This is a genomic window from Paenibacillus pasadenensis, from assembly GCF_002864175.1.
Taxonomy (GTDB): domain Bacteria; phylum Bacillota; class Bacilli; order Paenibacillales; family Paenibacillaceae; genus Paenibacillus_O; species Paenibacillus_O pasadenensis.
The window spans coordinates 631,117-645,000 of record NZ_NFEZ01000004.1; the positions used below are offsets into that span (position 1 = coordinate 631,117).

Consider the following 13,884-nt stretch of genomic DNA (forward strand, 5'->3'; position numbering starts at 1 on the left):
AAAAAGCCCGTTTCGGCCGATGCCGAAACGGGCTTCTTGGCGATGGCGCGCTACACCCCGGAGTAGGCGGAGAAGCCGCCGTCCACCGGCACGGTAATGCCGGTGACGAACGCCGCGGCGTCGTCGTCGAGCAGCCAGAGCAGCGTCCCGAGCAGATCGTCCGGCTTGCCGAAGCGGCGCATCGGCGTATGCGAGATGATCTTGAGGGACCGCTCGGTGAGCGATCCGTCCTCGGCGCGCAGCAGCCGGGCATTTTGCGCCGTCTCGAAAAAGCCCGGCGCGATCGCGTTGACGCGGATGCCGGTCTCGGCGAAATGCACGGCCAGCCACTTCGTGAAGTTCTCGATGGCCGCCTTGGCCGCGCTGTACGCAGGAACCTTGGTCATCGGGGAGGGGGCGCTCATGGAGCTGATGTTGAGGATGCTGCCGCCTCTCTCCAGCATGCCGCGGGCGAATATCTGCGTCGGCAGCAGCGAGCCCATGAAGTTGAGGTCGAGCACATGGCGGAATCCCGCAGGATCCAGCGAAAAGAAGCTCTGGAAGCCGTCCCGCTCCAGATCGCCGGGCTGGAACGTCTCCGCGCCGGTAATCGCGCTCGGATGGTTGCCGCCGGCGCCGTTGACGAGGATGTCGGGCCGGCCGAGCTCGCGCTCGACCTGCTCGGCCGCCGCCTCGACGCTGGCGCGGTCGGTGACGTCGCAGCGGACGGCGACCGCGCGGCCGCCGGCCTCGCGGATCTCACGGGCGACGTCCTCGCAGCGCTCCAGCGTGCGCCCGAGCACGGCGACCGCCGTGCCCTGGCGGCCGAGCTCCAGCGCCATCGCCCGGCAGAGCACGCCGGAGCCGCCGGTGACGACGGCGACCTTGCCGCTCAGGGACGGCCGCAGCAGCTGCTCGCGGTTGCCTGCGCTCATGGGCGCGCCTCCTCTCGGCCGGCCGGGGCTGCCTCGCCGGCGGCCGCCGCCTCGCTCGCGGCGACAGCGGCCGGACGCTCGCGGCGCAGCGGCGGCTCGGCATGGCCCGCCGCTCCGGCCAAGCCGCGGGCGAGCGGGCCCCGCTGGCGCTCCAGCGCGTCCCACAGCCCCCACAGGTACATGATGCCCATCGCGCGGTCGTACAGCCCGTAGCCCGGACGGACCTGCTCCGCCCACAGATGGCGCCCGTGGTCCGGACGGGCGTAGCCCGTGAAGCCGACGTCATGATACGCCTGCACGATGCCGGCGATGTCGACCGTGCCGTCCTGCGTCCGATGCGACGTCTCGATGAAGTCGCCGTTGTCGTACACCCGCACGTTGCGGATATGGCAGAACGGGATGCGGTCCGCGAACTCGCGCACCATCGCCGGGATGTCGTTCGCCGGATTCGCGCCGAGCGAGCCGCTGCACAGCGTCACGCCGTTCGCCGGGCTGTCGTGCAGCGCCAGGAAGCGGCGCAGATTATCCTGCGACGTAATGATGCGCGGCAGGCCGAAGATCGGCCACGGCGGATCGTCCGGGTGGATCGCCATGCGGATGCCGTGCTGCTCCGCGACCGGGATGATCTCGTCCAGGAAATATTTCGCATGCTCGAACAGATCGTCCTCCGTCACGCCTCGGTACGCTTCGAATAGCGAGGATAACGCTTTCAATCGCTCCGGCTCCCAGCCGGGCATCGTCAGCGTCGAGTCGGACTCGATCTCGCGCACGAGCTCGGCGGGGTCGATGTCGCGCACGCGCGCGGCCTCGTAGAACAGCGCCGTCGAGCCGTCGTCCATAAGCCGGCCGAGGTCGGTGCGCAGCCAGTCGAACACCGGCATGTAGTTGTAGCAGATGACCTCGACGCCGACCTGCGCGAGCTTTTCGATCGTGCGCTTGTAGTTCGCGATCCAGCGGTCGCGCGACGGCAGGCCGAGCTTGATGTCCTCGTGGATGTTGACGCTTTCGACCACCTTGATATGCAGCCCGGCCGCATCTGCGGCGCGCTTCACCTCCAGAATCTTCTCCATCGGCCACTCTTCTCCGGCCGGCACGTCGTGCAGCGCCCAGACGATGCCTTCGACGCCGGGAATTTGCCGGATCTGCTCCAGCGACACCGTATCGTTGCCTGCTCCGAACCAGCGGAATACCATTTTCACCGCTATCGTCGCCCCTCTCCCCTGAAAGTCGGCAGGATCGGCTCCTGCCGGTTGCTTGTTGCGGCCAAGCGTCTAGCGCCAAGCGTCAAGCGAAGCGGCCCGGCGTTCCGGACCGGCCGCCGCGGCTGGCTACATCCGGAAATAGTCCGGGTAAAGCTCCGCGAGCCGCGCCCGGTCGAGCCGCACGAGCTGCAGATGCTCGCGCATGACGCGCTCCGCGCGTTCCGGCGCGCGCTCGCGGATCGCCTGCAGGATCGCGCGATGCTGCTCCAGCAGATGCCGCCAGTCCGGGTCGGCCGCCAGCCGCAGCCGGCGGCTGCGGTTCAGATGCACGCCGGCCGAGCCGATGACGGACCAGGTATGGCTTTTGCCGCAGGCGGCGAACAGCCGGGCATGGAACTCCTCGTCGAGCCGGAACATGCGGCTGCCGTCCTGCCCGTCGTCGAGGCAGCTCTGCTGCAGCAGCAGGTTGGCCTCGAGCTCGGCCAGGCTGACCGGATCGAGGCCGTCCGCCGCCGCGAGCCGCACGACCGCCGCCTCCAGCTGCTCGCGCAGGAAGCGCGCTTCCTCGACGAGATGGGCGTCGATGCGGCTGACGTACGTGCCGCGCTGCGGATAGATGTCCAGCAGCCCCTCCTGCGCGAGCCGGACGAAGCATTCGCGCACCGGCGTGCGGCTGACGCCGAAGCGCAGCGAGACGTCCTTTTCGCTGATGGCCGTTCCCGGCGGCAGCTCCAGCGACAGGATCTCCGCGCGCAGCCGGCGGTACGCCGCCTCTCGGGCGGAAGCGGGGCTGGCAGATGGCGTCGCTCCGGACATGGGACCTCACCTCCTTATATTCGGTACGAACTGCGGTCAATCTCGCCTTCATCCTACCATACTTGTATGGCAGTTGGGAAGCGCCGCGGCCGGCCTGAAGTTGCCAGCGGTCGAATCCCCGCGAAGGCTTGGTCAACCGGCGGCCACTCTGCTACACTAGCAGTATGCGGGCCGCTTCCGGCGGCCATGCTGGAACCAAGGCGCTATTATAGTAGAAGCAAGTACGAGATATGGAGGCTTATTATAGGCATGACCTTACCGATACAAGCACAAGCGGAGCCGTCCGCAGCAGCCCTCCGGAGCGTGCAACGGCAAGACATCGAGCTGCTCGCCCCGGCAGGCGATTGGGACTGCATGCGGGCCGCCGTCGCCAACGGCGCGGACGCGATCTTTTTCGGCGTCGAGAAATTCAATGCGCGGGCGCGCGCCAACAACTTCCGCATGGACGAGCTGCCGGAAATCATGGGCTTCCTGCACCGCTACGGCGTCAAGGGCTTCCTGACGTTCAACATCCTCGTATTCGAGGACGAGCTGCGGGACGCCAAGGCGCTCATCGACGCCTGCATCGACGCGGGCGTGGACGCGGTCATCGTGCAGGATCTCGGCCTCGTGAAGCTGATCCGCGAGATCTCGCCCGACTTTCCGATCCACGGCTCCACGCAGATGACGATCACCTCGCCCGAGGCGGTCGAGTTCACCAAGCCGTTCGACCTCGAGCGCGTCGTGCTCGGTCGGGAGAACAACCTTAAGCAGATCCGCAAGATCGGCGAGCAGGCCAAGCTGCCGATGGAGGTGTTCGTGCATGGCGCGCTGTGCGTCAGCTACTCCGGCCAGTGCCTCACCTCGGAAATGTGGGGCGGGCGCTCCGCCAACCGCGGCGAGTGCGCGCAGGCCTGCCGCCTGCCGTACGACCTGATGGTCGACGGCGAGCAGAAGCCGATGGGCGACATCGCCTATCTGCTCTCGCCCAAGGACCTGGCGGCCATCGACCTCGTGCCGGAGCTGATCGAGGCGGGCGTCACCTCCTTCAAGATCGAAGGCCGCCTGAAGACGCCGGAGTACGTCGCCAACGTCGTCTCCAAGTACCGCAAGGCGATCGACGCCTACTTCGACGGCGACCGCAGCGGCCCGACGCGGGAGGAGATCCGCGAGCTGGAGCAGAGCTTCTCGCGCGGCTTCACGCACGGCTTTCTGGACGGCACCAACAACAAGAAGCTCGTCGACGGCTCCTTCCCCAAAAGCCGCGGCGTCTACCTCGGTCGCGTGGAGCGCGTGCTGCGCGACGGCGTCGTCTGCCGCATCGAGGCTCCGCTCAAGCGCGGAGACGGCATCGTGTTCGACGCCGGCGACCCGACGCAAAAGGAAGAGGGCGGCCGCGTCTACGACATCCGCCGCCAGGGCGTCAAGATCGAGGGCGAAGCCGCCGAAGGCGTCGTCATCGACATCGTGCCGGGGCGCAATGACGTCAACCTGCAGCGCGTGAAGGCCGGCGACCGCATCTGGAAGACGAGCGATCCGGCGCTGGACCGCCGCCTGCGCGCGACGTTCGAGACCGACAAGCCGTATCGCGTCTTCCCGCTCGCGCTGCGCGTCGAAGGCCGCGAGGGCGAGCCGCTGCGCACCTGGTGGACGGACGTGCAAAAGGGCAACACCGTGCAGGTCGACAGCGAGCTGCCGCTGGAGAAGGCGCTCAAGCGGCCGATGGACCGCCAACTGCTGGAGGATCAGCTCGGCCGCCTCGGCGGCACGCTGTTCCAGCTCGACCTGCTGGAGGTGGAGCTGGAGGGCGAGCTGATCGTGCCGGTGCGCGAGCTGAACCGGCTGCGCCGCGAGGCGGTCGAGCGGCTCGACGGCGAGCGGCCCAAGCCGCCGGTCTACGTCAAGCGCGAAGCCGATCCGCTGGCCGGCTCGCGCTCGCCGGAGCAGGCGGCCGCCGCTCCGGCCGCGCCCGGCGAGGCGCGCCTGACGGCGCTCTGCCGCACGCTCGAGCAGGTGCGCGCCGCCTGCGAGACCGACGTCGCGATGATCTACGCCGACTTCGAGTTCATCAAGCAGTTCCCGGCGGCGATCGAGACGGCCCGCGCGGCGGGCAAGCCGATCGCGCTGGCGACGCCGCGCATCCATATGCCGGGGGAGAACGGCTACCACGCCAACATCCTGAAGCTGAAGCCCGACGCGGTGCTCGTGCGCAACACCGGCGCGCTTTATTACTACCTGAAGGCGCGGATGGAGCGTCCGGGCGAGCCGTTCCCGCAGCTGATCGGCGACTTCTCGCTCAACGTCGCCAACCACAAGGCGGTCGAGCTGTTCCGCGAGGCCGGCTGCGACGTCTTGACGCCGTCCTATGACCTCAACATCCAGCAGATGGTCGACCTGCTCGGCCGCACGGCGGAGCCGGAGGCGCTGGAGGTCGTCCTCCACCAGCATCTGCCGATGTTCCATACCGAACATTGCGTCTACTGCACGTTCATCAGCGAAGGCACCGACTTCACCAACTGCGGCCGTCCGTGCGAGGAGCATGACATCAGCCTGCAGGATCGGATCGGCATGAGCCATCCGGTACGCGTGGACGAGGGCTGCCGCAACACGGTGTACAACGCCATCGAGCAGTCCGGCGCCGAATACGTCAAGAACTTCCTCGAGCTCGGGGTGCGCTCCTACCGCATCGAGTTTCTCGAGGAGCCGGCCGAAAAGGTCGGCGAGGTGCTGCGGCTGTACCGCGACGCCCTCGACGGCCGCATCAGCGGCACGCAGGTGTGGCGGAGCCTCAAGGCGACCAACCAGCTCGGCGTGACCCGCGGCCAGCTGGCGAAGTGATTCCGGCCGTCCCTCATCCGCCTTGAGCGGAGGGACGGCTTCGTTCCCCGGTTCCCGATGGGAGGCCGGGGAGCTTTTTTTGCGCCTGCGGCAGTCCGCAGGCAACAAGCGCAACAAGCGCAACAAGCGCAACAAGCGCAACAAGACAAACAATCGCAACAAGTCCGACCAACAAGCCGAAACAGGAGCTGGAGCCCATGAACCCGATGAACCTTTCCGAAAGTAATTTCAACCGCACCCATCCCCGCCCGCTGCCGATGATCATCGACGCCGATACCGGCATCGACGATGCGCTCGCCATCCTCTATGCGGTCAAGTCGCCGCTCATCTCGCTGGAGGCGATCGGCACCTGCTTCGGCAACATCGGCGTGGAGCAGGCGACGGACAATACGCTGCGGCTGCTGAAGCTCGCCGGCGCGGAAGGACGCGTGCCGGTCTACGCCGGCGCGGACAAAGCGCTCGCGCGCGAATTTCCCGGCGCCAAAAGCGACGTGCACGGCGAGAACGGCATCGGCGGCGCCGTGCTGCCGCCGTCGTCGCAGCAAGCGGAGGCGGAGCATGCGGCAGACTATTATGTGCGCATCGCGAACGAGCGCCCGGGCGAGCTGACGCTCGTGCTGACCGGCCGCATGACCAACCTCGCGCTCGCGCTGCAAAAGGATCCCGGCATCGCCTCCAAGCTGAGGAGCGTCGTCGTCATGGGCGGAGCCGCGCTCGTGCCGGGCAACATCACGCCGGCCGCCGAGGCGAACTTCTGGGGCGACCCCGAGGCGGCGCAGGTGCTGTTCGCGGCGGGCCTGCCGCTGACCGTCGTCGGCCTCGACGTGACGCTGCAGACGCTGCTGACGCGAGACGACCTCGACCGGCTGGAGCGCCAGGGAGGCGAGGAGGGCCTTCCGGTCGCCCGCTTCCTGCACGACTGCTTCGGCATCTACTTCGACTTCTACGGCCGCGTCAACGACTTCAAGGACAGCTGCCCGCTGCATGATCCGCTCGCCGTCATCGCGGCGGTCCGTCCCGAGCTGGTGACGAGCCGCACGCTGCTCGCCTCGATCGCCTGCGGCGATCCGCTGACCGCGGGCATGGTCGTCACCGACCGGCGGGTCAAGCCAAGCGTCGGCCATCCCGTCTCGTTCGCGCTCGAGGTGGACGCGCCTGCCGTCGTGGAGGAGCTGCTCTCCGTCTTTAAGGCTTCCGACCCCGTTCAATAGTCTGGTTACAGATCGTCGCATGTGGTATTATCTTCCTATGTTATTTGATAGAGTCATAGGGGGATAAAGAAAATGAAACGATGGACATGGCTGGCTGTCGCAGCCGTCGCCTTCCTGCTGGCGCTTGCGGCGCCGGGACAGGCTGGCGCAGAGGAAACGGCCGGCGCGCTCCGCTTCACGATCGAAAAGAAGGAGCTGGTCGTCGGCGAAAAGACGCCGGTGCAGATTCAGGCTCCGGACGGCTACGGCCAAATCCGCAAGGTGCCGCTGGCCGAGGCGGATGTCGTGATCGAGAAGCCTTATCTGCTGCAGAAGCTGCCGGACGGCACGATGAAGGCGCTGGCGGTCGGCGAGACGGACGTGACGGCGAGCTGGGGCGAGGAGAAGCTGACGCTGCGCGTGTCCATTTCGGCGGATTACTACATCGGCGGCGGCGTTCAGCTCAAGGGCGTCATGTACTTGCCGATCAAGGCCTTTTTCGCGGAGCTCGGGGCGCAGGTGACCTACCTCGATGCCTCCAAGACGTTCCAGGTCAAGCTCGGCAACGATTCCATCCAGCTGCAGAAGGGCAGCGCGACCGCGGTCGTGAACGGCGCGAAGACCGCGATGGCCGGGCCCGTGCAGACGTACGGCGACGCGGCCGTATTCCCGGCTTCCCTGCTGCGCTCGGCGATCGGGGCCAATCTCGAATGGAACTCCGACTACCAGTACATGACGGTATGGCAGGGCAAGGCCGACCTGGCGATCTCGACGCCGCAGACGGAGCAGATCGTCAAGAAAGAGAAGCTCGGCACCTTGACCAAGCTGATCGGCAAAAGCTACTGGGTCAACAACTTCGACAGCAAGTACCGGTTCAAGAAAGTGGCGATCTACGACATCAGGCCGGATGACGACGGCGGATTTACGGTCGTGTTCAAGCTGGCGTCGACCGGCGAGCTGCTCCATACGGCCTTCACGAGCGCCGAGGCGATCCGCTCCAACCTGGCCAGCAGCGACCAGTTCCTGACGGCCGATCCGCGCAAGACGTACAAGTGGTCGAACGCGGTGTGGGACAAGATCGCCAGCGGGAAGATCAGCATCGGCATGACCAAGGAGCAGGTCAAGATGAGCTGGGGCAGCCCGTCCCATACGAGCAGCGCGTACGCCGGCAGCATCTCCGTGGAGACGTGGAGATACGGCTCCTACACGAGCAATTGGCTGCAATACGTCGTGTTCACGAACGGCAAGGTCAGCCAGATCTACTCCTAAGCGGGGTGCTGCTTTCACCAACGCCAAAAAAGCTTCCCATCCGTTCTTCGCGAACGGATGGGAAGCTTTTTGCTCGTTCCATGGCTGGCATCGCTCAAATCTTCGGCTCCTTGTCGTAGCCCGGCAGGTCGAAGTCGGTGTTGTTGAGCTCGCGGAACAGGTTCGTGTCTTCGATGAAAGCCCGCGTCTCGGGCGTGCCGAGCGAATGGATCGTCCTGTAGAGGTCGTTGACCGAGCTCTGGAACCTCTTCTGCGTCGGGCTGCGGTCGTTGGACTTATAGGGAATCGCCGCCACGAGCGAGCTGACGTCGTCCGTCGACTCCATCTCGCCGAGCAGGATCTCCAGCTTCTCCAGCTCCTCCGGCGTGGCGAGGATCTCCAGCTGGTCCGTGTTGGAGCGGTCATGCTCGATCGTCTTGGACGTGATGGAGATGAAATAAGGGCGTCGGGTTCCGTCCGGCGTCAGCTCTTTCCCGCTCGGCACGCGTCGTCTGTCCGGCTCCTCTTCCTCATCGGCGGGAGGGTCCTGGTGGACAGGGCCGTCGCCGCCCTTGACCGCCGGCGGATGCACCGTTCCTTCGGCTTCCACGACGCCTTGCGGCTCATGGCCGCTATGCGGCTTGCCGTCCGTCGCCGCCGGCCCGGTCCGTCCCTCCGCGAGGCTCAGCTCCTGCTTGGCCCGCTGCTCGTCCAGGATCGCTCCGGCTTCCGTCTCTACAGCGCTTGCGTTCGGTTTATGCATGCTCGATTCCTCCTTCGGCCTGAGCGGCCGGTTCGTCGATTGTCGTATCCACCCTTACCAACGAGACGCCTGCTTTGAAACAGGCTCCGGCCCTTGCCGGCAGCCCGCTCCAGGCTCGCGCGCCGGCTTGCGTTGACACCGCGGAGGCCCTTGTCTAGACTGGAAAAACAGACTTCGCGACAGACGGGAGAGAAGGCGGTTATGACGGAAGCGATGGAGGGCTGGCGGCATGTGTTCAAGCTCGATCCGGACCGCGGGCTCGGGCAGCGGGAGCTGGACGCCGTGCTGGCTTCCGGCACGGACGCGATCCTGGTCGGCGGCTCGAGCGGCCTCACTTATGACAACACCGCGGCGCTGCTCGAGCGGCTCGCCGCCGCTCCGATGCCGGTGGCGCTGGAGGTGACGCGTCCGGAGCTGGCGATGCCCGGCTTCGACGCCTATCTCGTCCCGGTCGTGCTCAACACGCCGGACGGGAGCTGGATCACCGGGCGCCAGGCGCAGGCGCTGGAGGAGTGGGGCGGCCTCATTCCTTGGGACAAAACCTGGGCGGAAGGCTACCTCATCCTCAACCCGGATTGCGAGGCGGCCAAGGTGAGCGGGGCGGACGCCTCGCTCACGGAGCTGCAGGCGGCGGCCTATGCGCGGCTTGCCGACCGGCTGCTGCGGCTGCCGCTGCTGTATGTGGAGTACAGCGGCCGCTTCGGCGACATGGCGCTGCTGCGGCGGGTCAAGCGCGCGCTGTCCGGCGCCCGGCTCGTCTACGGCGGCGGCATCGACGGGCCGGAGCGCGCGGCGGAGGCCGCGCGGATCGCGTCGACCGTCGTCGTCGGCAACGTGCTGTACGCCGATCCGGAGGCCGCTTTGGCGACGGTGGCGGCGGTGCGGGAAACCGTTCCAGCCGATTGACACGGCTGGCCTCGTTGCCCTAGACTGAAAGAAGCGAACACAAGGCGAACAAGGAGATCAACTTACCTATGATGATGAATCCGATAGGCATCGAAGAGGCGGTGGCCAAGCTCAACCCGCCGCAGCGCGAGGCGGTGCAGGCGACCGACGGGCCGCTCCTGATCATGGCCGGCGCGGGCTCGGGCAAGACGCGCGTCCTGACGCACCGCATCGCCTGGCTGATCGAGAAGCGGCGCGTGGCGCCGTGGAGCATCCTGGCGATCACGTTCACCAACAAGGCCGCCCGCGAGATGCGCGACCGCGTGTCCAAGCTCGTCGGACCTTCCGGCAGCGACATCTGGGTGTCGACGTTCCACTCCATGTGCGTGCGCATCCTGCGCAAGGACATCGACCGGATCGGCTTCACCTCCAACTTCTCGATCCTCGACTCCGGCGACCAGCTGTCGGTCATCCGCGGCTGCATGAAGGACCTCAACCTCGACACCAAGAAGTTCGAGCCCAAGGCGGTGCAGTCCGTCATCAGCAGCGCCAAGAACGAGCTGATCGATCCGGCGCGCTTCGAGCAGAAGGCCGGCGCCGACTACTTCAACAAAGTCGTCTCCGACGTCTACAAGATGTACCAGAAGCGGCTGCGCAGCAACAACTCGCTCGACTTCGACGACCTCATCATGAGCACGATCCAGCTGTTCCAGGACGTGCCCGAGGTGCTCGACTTCTACCAAAACAAGTTCCGCTACCTGCATGTCGACGAGTACCAGGATACGAACCGCGCCCAGTACATGCTTTGCCGCATGCTGGCCGACAAGCATCACAACATCTGCGTCGTCGGCGACAGCGACCAGTCGATCTACCGCTGGCGCGGAGCGGACATCACCAACATCCTCAATTTCGAGGAGGACTACCCGGAGGCGCGCACGATCCTGCTGGAGCAGAACTACCGCTCCACCTCCAACATCCTGAACGCGGCGAACGCGGTCATCGGCCAGAACACCGGGCGCAAGGACAAGCGGCTCTGGACCGAGCGCGGCGCCGGCGACAGCATCACGCTGTACCAGGCCGAGTCCGAGCATGACGAGGGCTACTTCGTCACGGGCGAGATCCGCTCGGGCCGGAACGGCGGGCGCAACTACGCCGACCACGCGATCCTGTACCGGACGAACGCCCAGTCGCGCGTCATCGAGGAGATCCTCATCAAGTCGGACATCCCGTACCAGATCGTCGGCGGCATCAAGTTCTACGACCGCAAGGAGATCAAGGACCTGCTCGGCTACCTGCGGCTCGTCTCCAACCCGGACGACGACATCAGCCTGGAGCGCATCATCAACGTGCCCAAGCGCGGCATCGGCGACACGACCGTCGCCAAGCTCGCCGAGGAGGCGGGCCGGCGCGGGACGTCCATCTACCAGGTGCTCGGCGACCTGAACGGCGTCGAGGTCAACGGGCGCACCCGCTCGCTGCTGGAGTCGTTCCGCTCGATGATCTCCAGCCTCGAGGCGATGCGCGACTACCTGTCCGTCACCGAGCTCACCGAGAAGGTGCTGGAGCTGTCGGAGTACACGATGGAGCTGCACCGGGAGAACACGCTCGAGTCCAAGGCCCGCATCGAGAACATCGAGGAGTTCCTGTCCGTCACGCAGGAGTTCGAGCAGCGCAACGACGACAAGTCTCTCGTCTCGTTCCTGACCGACCTCGCGCTCATCGCCGACATCGACACGGTCGACAAGGACGAGGCTCCGGCGGACGCGGTCATCCTCATGACGATGCACAGCGCCAAGGGACTGGAGTTCCCGGTCGTCTTCATCATCGGCTGCGAGGAGGGCGTCTTCCCGCATAGCCGGGCCTTCACCGACAACGAGGAGCTCGAGGAGGAAAGGCGCCTCGCCTACGTCGGCATCACGCGCGCCGAGCAGCGGCTGTTCCTGACCTGCGCCCGCATGCGCACGCTGTTCGGCCGCACGAGCAGCAACCCTCCGTCCCGCTTCCTCAAGGAGATCCCGGACGAAGTCAAAGAGATCGCCTCGCCCGGCCGCACGATCGGCGGCGGCGGGCGGTACGGCGGCGCTGCCGGCGGAGCCGGAGGCTTCGGCTACCGCGGCGGCAGCTCCGCAGGCGCCTCCGCGCCGGCCTACGGCTCCGGCGCTTCGCGCTACGGACGCCCGGCCGGGTCCCCCGCGGCCGGCTCCGCCGCAGGCGGCAGCAGCGTGCGGGTCAGCACGCCGGGCGCTCCTGCGGCGGGCATCGGCGACGCAGCCCGCAGCTTCGTCGCCGGCGACAAGGTCTCCCACAAGAAATGGGGAGTCGGAACGATCGTGTCGGTCAAGGGGACCGGCAACGACACGGAGATCCAGATCGCCTTTCCGGCGCCGACCGGCCTCAAGAAGCTGCTCGCCAGCTTCGCGCCGGTCGAGAAGGTCGACGGCTGATCCTGCACTCATCCCCTAGCTAGGCCTGTCCATATTCATACGGCATCGTATCCGTGCCCGGGTTCTGAACGGTTCAGCGCCCGGGCACGGTTGCATCCGCAGCCGTTGGTATAGACTGGTAAGGAAGCCTGCTTCACAGCCGATATCATGATTTATTTTTTCGACGAAGGACGGGATGACGAGTGGACAACCGCACGGAGCAGCAGGAGGAGCTCAAGGCAGGAGCAGACCCTGCGGCCATCGAGCGCATGCGCGAGCTCGCCGGAGAGCTTGCCGTACATAACTACAACTACTATACGCTCGACAAGCCGATCATCAGCGACGCGGAGTACGACCGGCTCTACGACGAGCTGCTCCGGCTGGAGCAGGAGAGCGGCGTCGTGCTGCCGGAGTCGCCCTCGCTGCGCGTCGGCGGGGACGTGCTCAAGGGCTTCGAGCCGCATCGCCACCGCGCGCGCCTCTGGAGTCTCGACAAAGCCAAGGACGAAGAGGGCGTCCGAGCCTGGAATCAGCGGCTGCTGCGGGCGATCGGCGACTACAACGCCAAGCATCCCGACGAGGAGCCGCTGCCGGATCCGGCCTACGTCGTCGAGCTGAAGTTCGACGGCCTGACGCTCAACCTGACCTACGAAGGCGGACAGCTGGTGCAGGCGGCGACGCGCGGCAACGGCACGGTCGGCGAGAGCATCCTGGCGCAGGTCAAGACGATCCGTTCGATTCCGCTGACGATTCCGTACCGGGACGGGCTGATCGAGGTGCAGGGCGAGGGGATGATGTTCCTGTCCGTGCTGGAGGCGTACAACAGGACGGCGCCCGAGCCGCTCAAAAACGCCCGCAACGGCGCGGCCGGAGCGCTGCGCAACCTTAATCCCAAGGTGACCGCGGAGCGGCGGCTGGACGCGTTCTTCTATAATATCGGCTATGCCGACGAGCTGGAATTCGCTACCCATGAAGAGATGATCGCCTTTCTCCGCGACAGCCGCTTCAAGGTCAATCCGTACCTCGCCTACTTCAGCGACATCGAGGACGTGATCGCGGAGCTGCATCATATCGCCGTCAAGCGGCCCGAGTTCGATTACCTGATCGACGGCGCGGTCGTCAAGGTCACCGACATGCGCACGCGCGCGGCGATCGGCTATACGGACAAGTTTCCGCGCTGGGCGGTCGCCTTCAAGTTCGAAGCGGAGGAGAGCACGACCGTGCTGGAGTCTGTCTCCTGGAACGTCGGCCGCACCGGCAAGGTGACGCCGCTCGCGCGCGTCGAGCCGGTGGAGCTCGCCGGCGTCACGGTGCAGAACTGCACGCTCAACAATACCGGCGACATCGAGCGCAAGGGACTGAAGCACGCGCTCGGCACGCGCGTGTTCATCCGCCGCTCCAACGACGTCATTCCCGAGATTCTCGGCAAGGCCGACGAAGACGAGCAGGGCGAGGAGATCGTCTATCCGGACCGCTGCCCGGCCTGCGGCACGCCGCTCGTGCAGCGCGGAGCGCATCTGTTCTGCGACAACCGGCTCGGCTGCAAGCCGCAGATCATCGCGCGCATCACGCATTTCGCCTCGCGCGACGCGATGGACATCGAGACGTTCAGCGTCATGACGGCCG

At 66.4% G+C, this 13,884-nt stretch carries 10 protein-coding genes (1 of these 10 only partly in view); 6 read left to right on the plus strand and 4 right to left on the minus strand.

All coding sequences use genetic code 11. From position 1 onward, the window contains the following. Positions 1-50: 50 nt before the first annotated feature. The 3 genes from B8V81_RS12345 to B8V81_RS12355 form a co-directional block, all read right to left on the minus strand. Complete coding sequence (locus B8V81_RS12345) at positions 51-914, minus strand: SDR family oxidoreductase (protein ID WP_043111030.1); 864 nt, start codon at positions 912-914, stop codon at positions 51-53. Beyond that, the gene (gene uxuA, locus B8V81_RS12350; RefSeq protein ID WP_101808483.1) at positions 911-2,113 is read right to left on the minus strand and encodes a mannonate dehydratase; all 1,203 of its coding nucleotides are present in this window, start codon (positions 2,111-2,113) and stop codon (positions 911-913) included. The genes B8V81_RS12345 and uxuA overlap by 4 nt, the downstream gene beginning before the upstream one ends. Positions 2,114-2,242: 129 nt before the next feature. Further along, positions 2,243-2,932 carry a GntR family transcriptional regulator gene (locus B8V81_RS12355; RefSeq protein WP_028597936.1) on the minus strand — a complete coding sequence of 230 codons (690 nt, stop codon included), beginning with the start codon at positions 2,930-2,932 and terminating at the stop codon, positions 2,243-2,245. A gap of 249 nt (positions 2,933-3,181) precedes the next feature. Between B8V81_RS12355 and B8V81_RS12360 the strand changes: the two genes are divergently transcribed. From B8V81_RS12360 to B8V81_RS12370, 3 genes are all read left to right on the plus strand, one after another. After that, a complete protein-coding gene (locus tag B8V81_RS12360; RefSeq protein ID WP_052333033.1) occupies positions 3,182-5,749 on the plus strand; it encodes a U32 family peptidase in 2,568 nt (855 codons plus the stop codon). A 197-nt stretch (positions 5,750-5,946) separates the two neighbouring features. Next, on the plus strand, positions 5,947-6,960 hold the full coding sequence (locus B8V81_RS12365; protein ID WP_228551244.1) for a nucleoside hydrolase: 1,014 nt from the start codon (positions 5,947-5,949) through the stop codon (positions 6,958-6,960). Between the two features lie 72 nt (positions 6,961-7,032). Further along, positions 7,033-8,208: a stalk domain-containing protein gene (locus tag B8V81_RS12370; protein WP_101808484.1), complete on the plus strand. Its 1,176-nt coding sequence runs from the start codon at positions 7,033-7,035 to the stop codon at positions 8,206-8,208. Positions 8,209-8,302: 94 nt separating this feature from the next. Here the strand turns inward: B8V81_RS12370 and B8V81_RS12375 are convergent, their stop codons facing one another. Beyond that, entirely contained in the window at positions 8,303-8,950 is a 648-nt protein-coding gene (locus B8V81_RS12375) for a hypothetical protein (RefSeq protein WP_101808485.1), read from the minus strand. Between the two features lie 201 nt (positions 8,951-9,151). Here B8V81_RS12375 and B8V81_RS12380 point away from each other — a divergent pair, with 201 nt between their 5' ends. The 3 genes from B8V81_RS12380 to ligA all read left to right on the plus strand — a co-directional run. After that, positions 9,152-9,856 (plus strand): geranylgeranylglyceryl/heptaprenylglyceryl phosphate synthase, encoded by a 705-nt coding sequence (locus B8V81_RS12380; protein ID WP_028597931.1) that lies wholly within the window; start codon positions 9,152-9,154, stop codon positions 9,854-9,856. 71 nt (positions 9,857-9,927) lie between these two features. Continuing rightward, positions 9,928-12,279 carry a DNA helicase PcrA gene (gene pcrA / locus B8V81_RS12385; RefSeq protein ID WP_101809400.1) on the plus strand — a complete coding sequence of 784 codons (2,352 nt, stop codon included), beginning with the start codon at positions 9,928-9,930 and terminating at the stop codon, positions 12,277-12,279. 248 nt (positions 12,280-12,527) lie between these two features. Further along, positions 12,528-13,884 carry the 5' portion of an NAD-dependent DNA ligase LigA gene (ligA, locus tag B8V81_RS12390; RefSeq protein WP_043111040.1) on the plus strand. Its footprint extends 650 nt past the window's final position, so only the first 1,357 of its 2,007 coding nucleotides appear in the window; the start codon lies at positions 12,528-12,530; the stop codon falls past the right edge of the window.

Excerpts from the sequence above, each read along its gene's own strand:
- pcrA (WP_101809400.1), top strand. The coding sequence starts at position 9,928 with ATGATGAATCCGATAGGCATCGAAGAGGCGGTGGCCAAGCTCAACCCG.
- B8V81_RS12355 (WP_028597936.1), bottom strand. The coding sequence starts at position 2,932 with ATGTCCGGAGCGACGCCATCTGCCAGCCCCGCTTCCGCCCGAGAGGCG.
- B8V81_RS12375 (WP_101808485.1), bottom strand. The coding sequence starts at position 8,950 with ATGCATAAACCGAACGCAAGCGCTGTAGAGACGGAAGCCGGAGCGATC.
- B8V81_RS12360 (WP_052333033.1), top strand. The coding sequence starts at position 3,182 with ATGACCTTACCGATACAAGCACAAGCGGAGCCGTCCGCAGCAGCCCTC.
- B8V81_RS12380 (WP_028597931.1), top strand. The coding sequence starts at position 9,152 with ATGACGGAAGCGATGGAGGGCTGGCGGCATGTGTTCAAGCTCGATCCG.
- B8V81_RS12365 (WP_228551244.1), top strand. The coding sequence starts at position 5,947 with ATGAACCCGATGAACCTTTCCGAAAGTAATTTCAACCGCACCCATCCC.
- B8V81_RS12345 (WP_043111030.1), bottom strand. The coding sequence starts at position 914 with ATGAGCGCAGGCAACCGCGAGCAGCTGCTGCGGCCGTCCCTGAGCGGC.
- B8V81_RS12370 (WP_101808484.1), top strand. The coding sequence starts at position 7,033 with ATGAAACGATGGACATGGCTGGCTGTCGCAGCCGTCGCCTTCCTGCTG.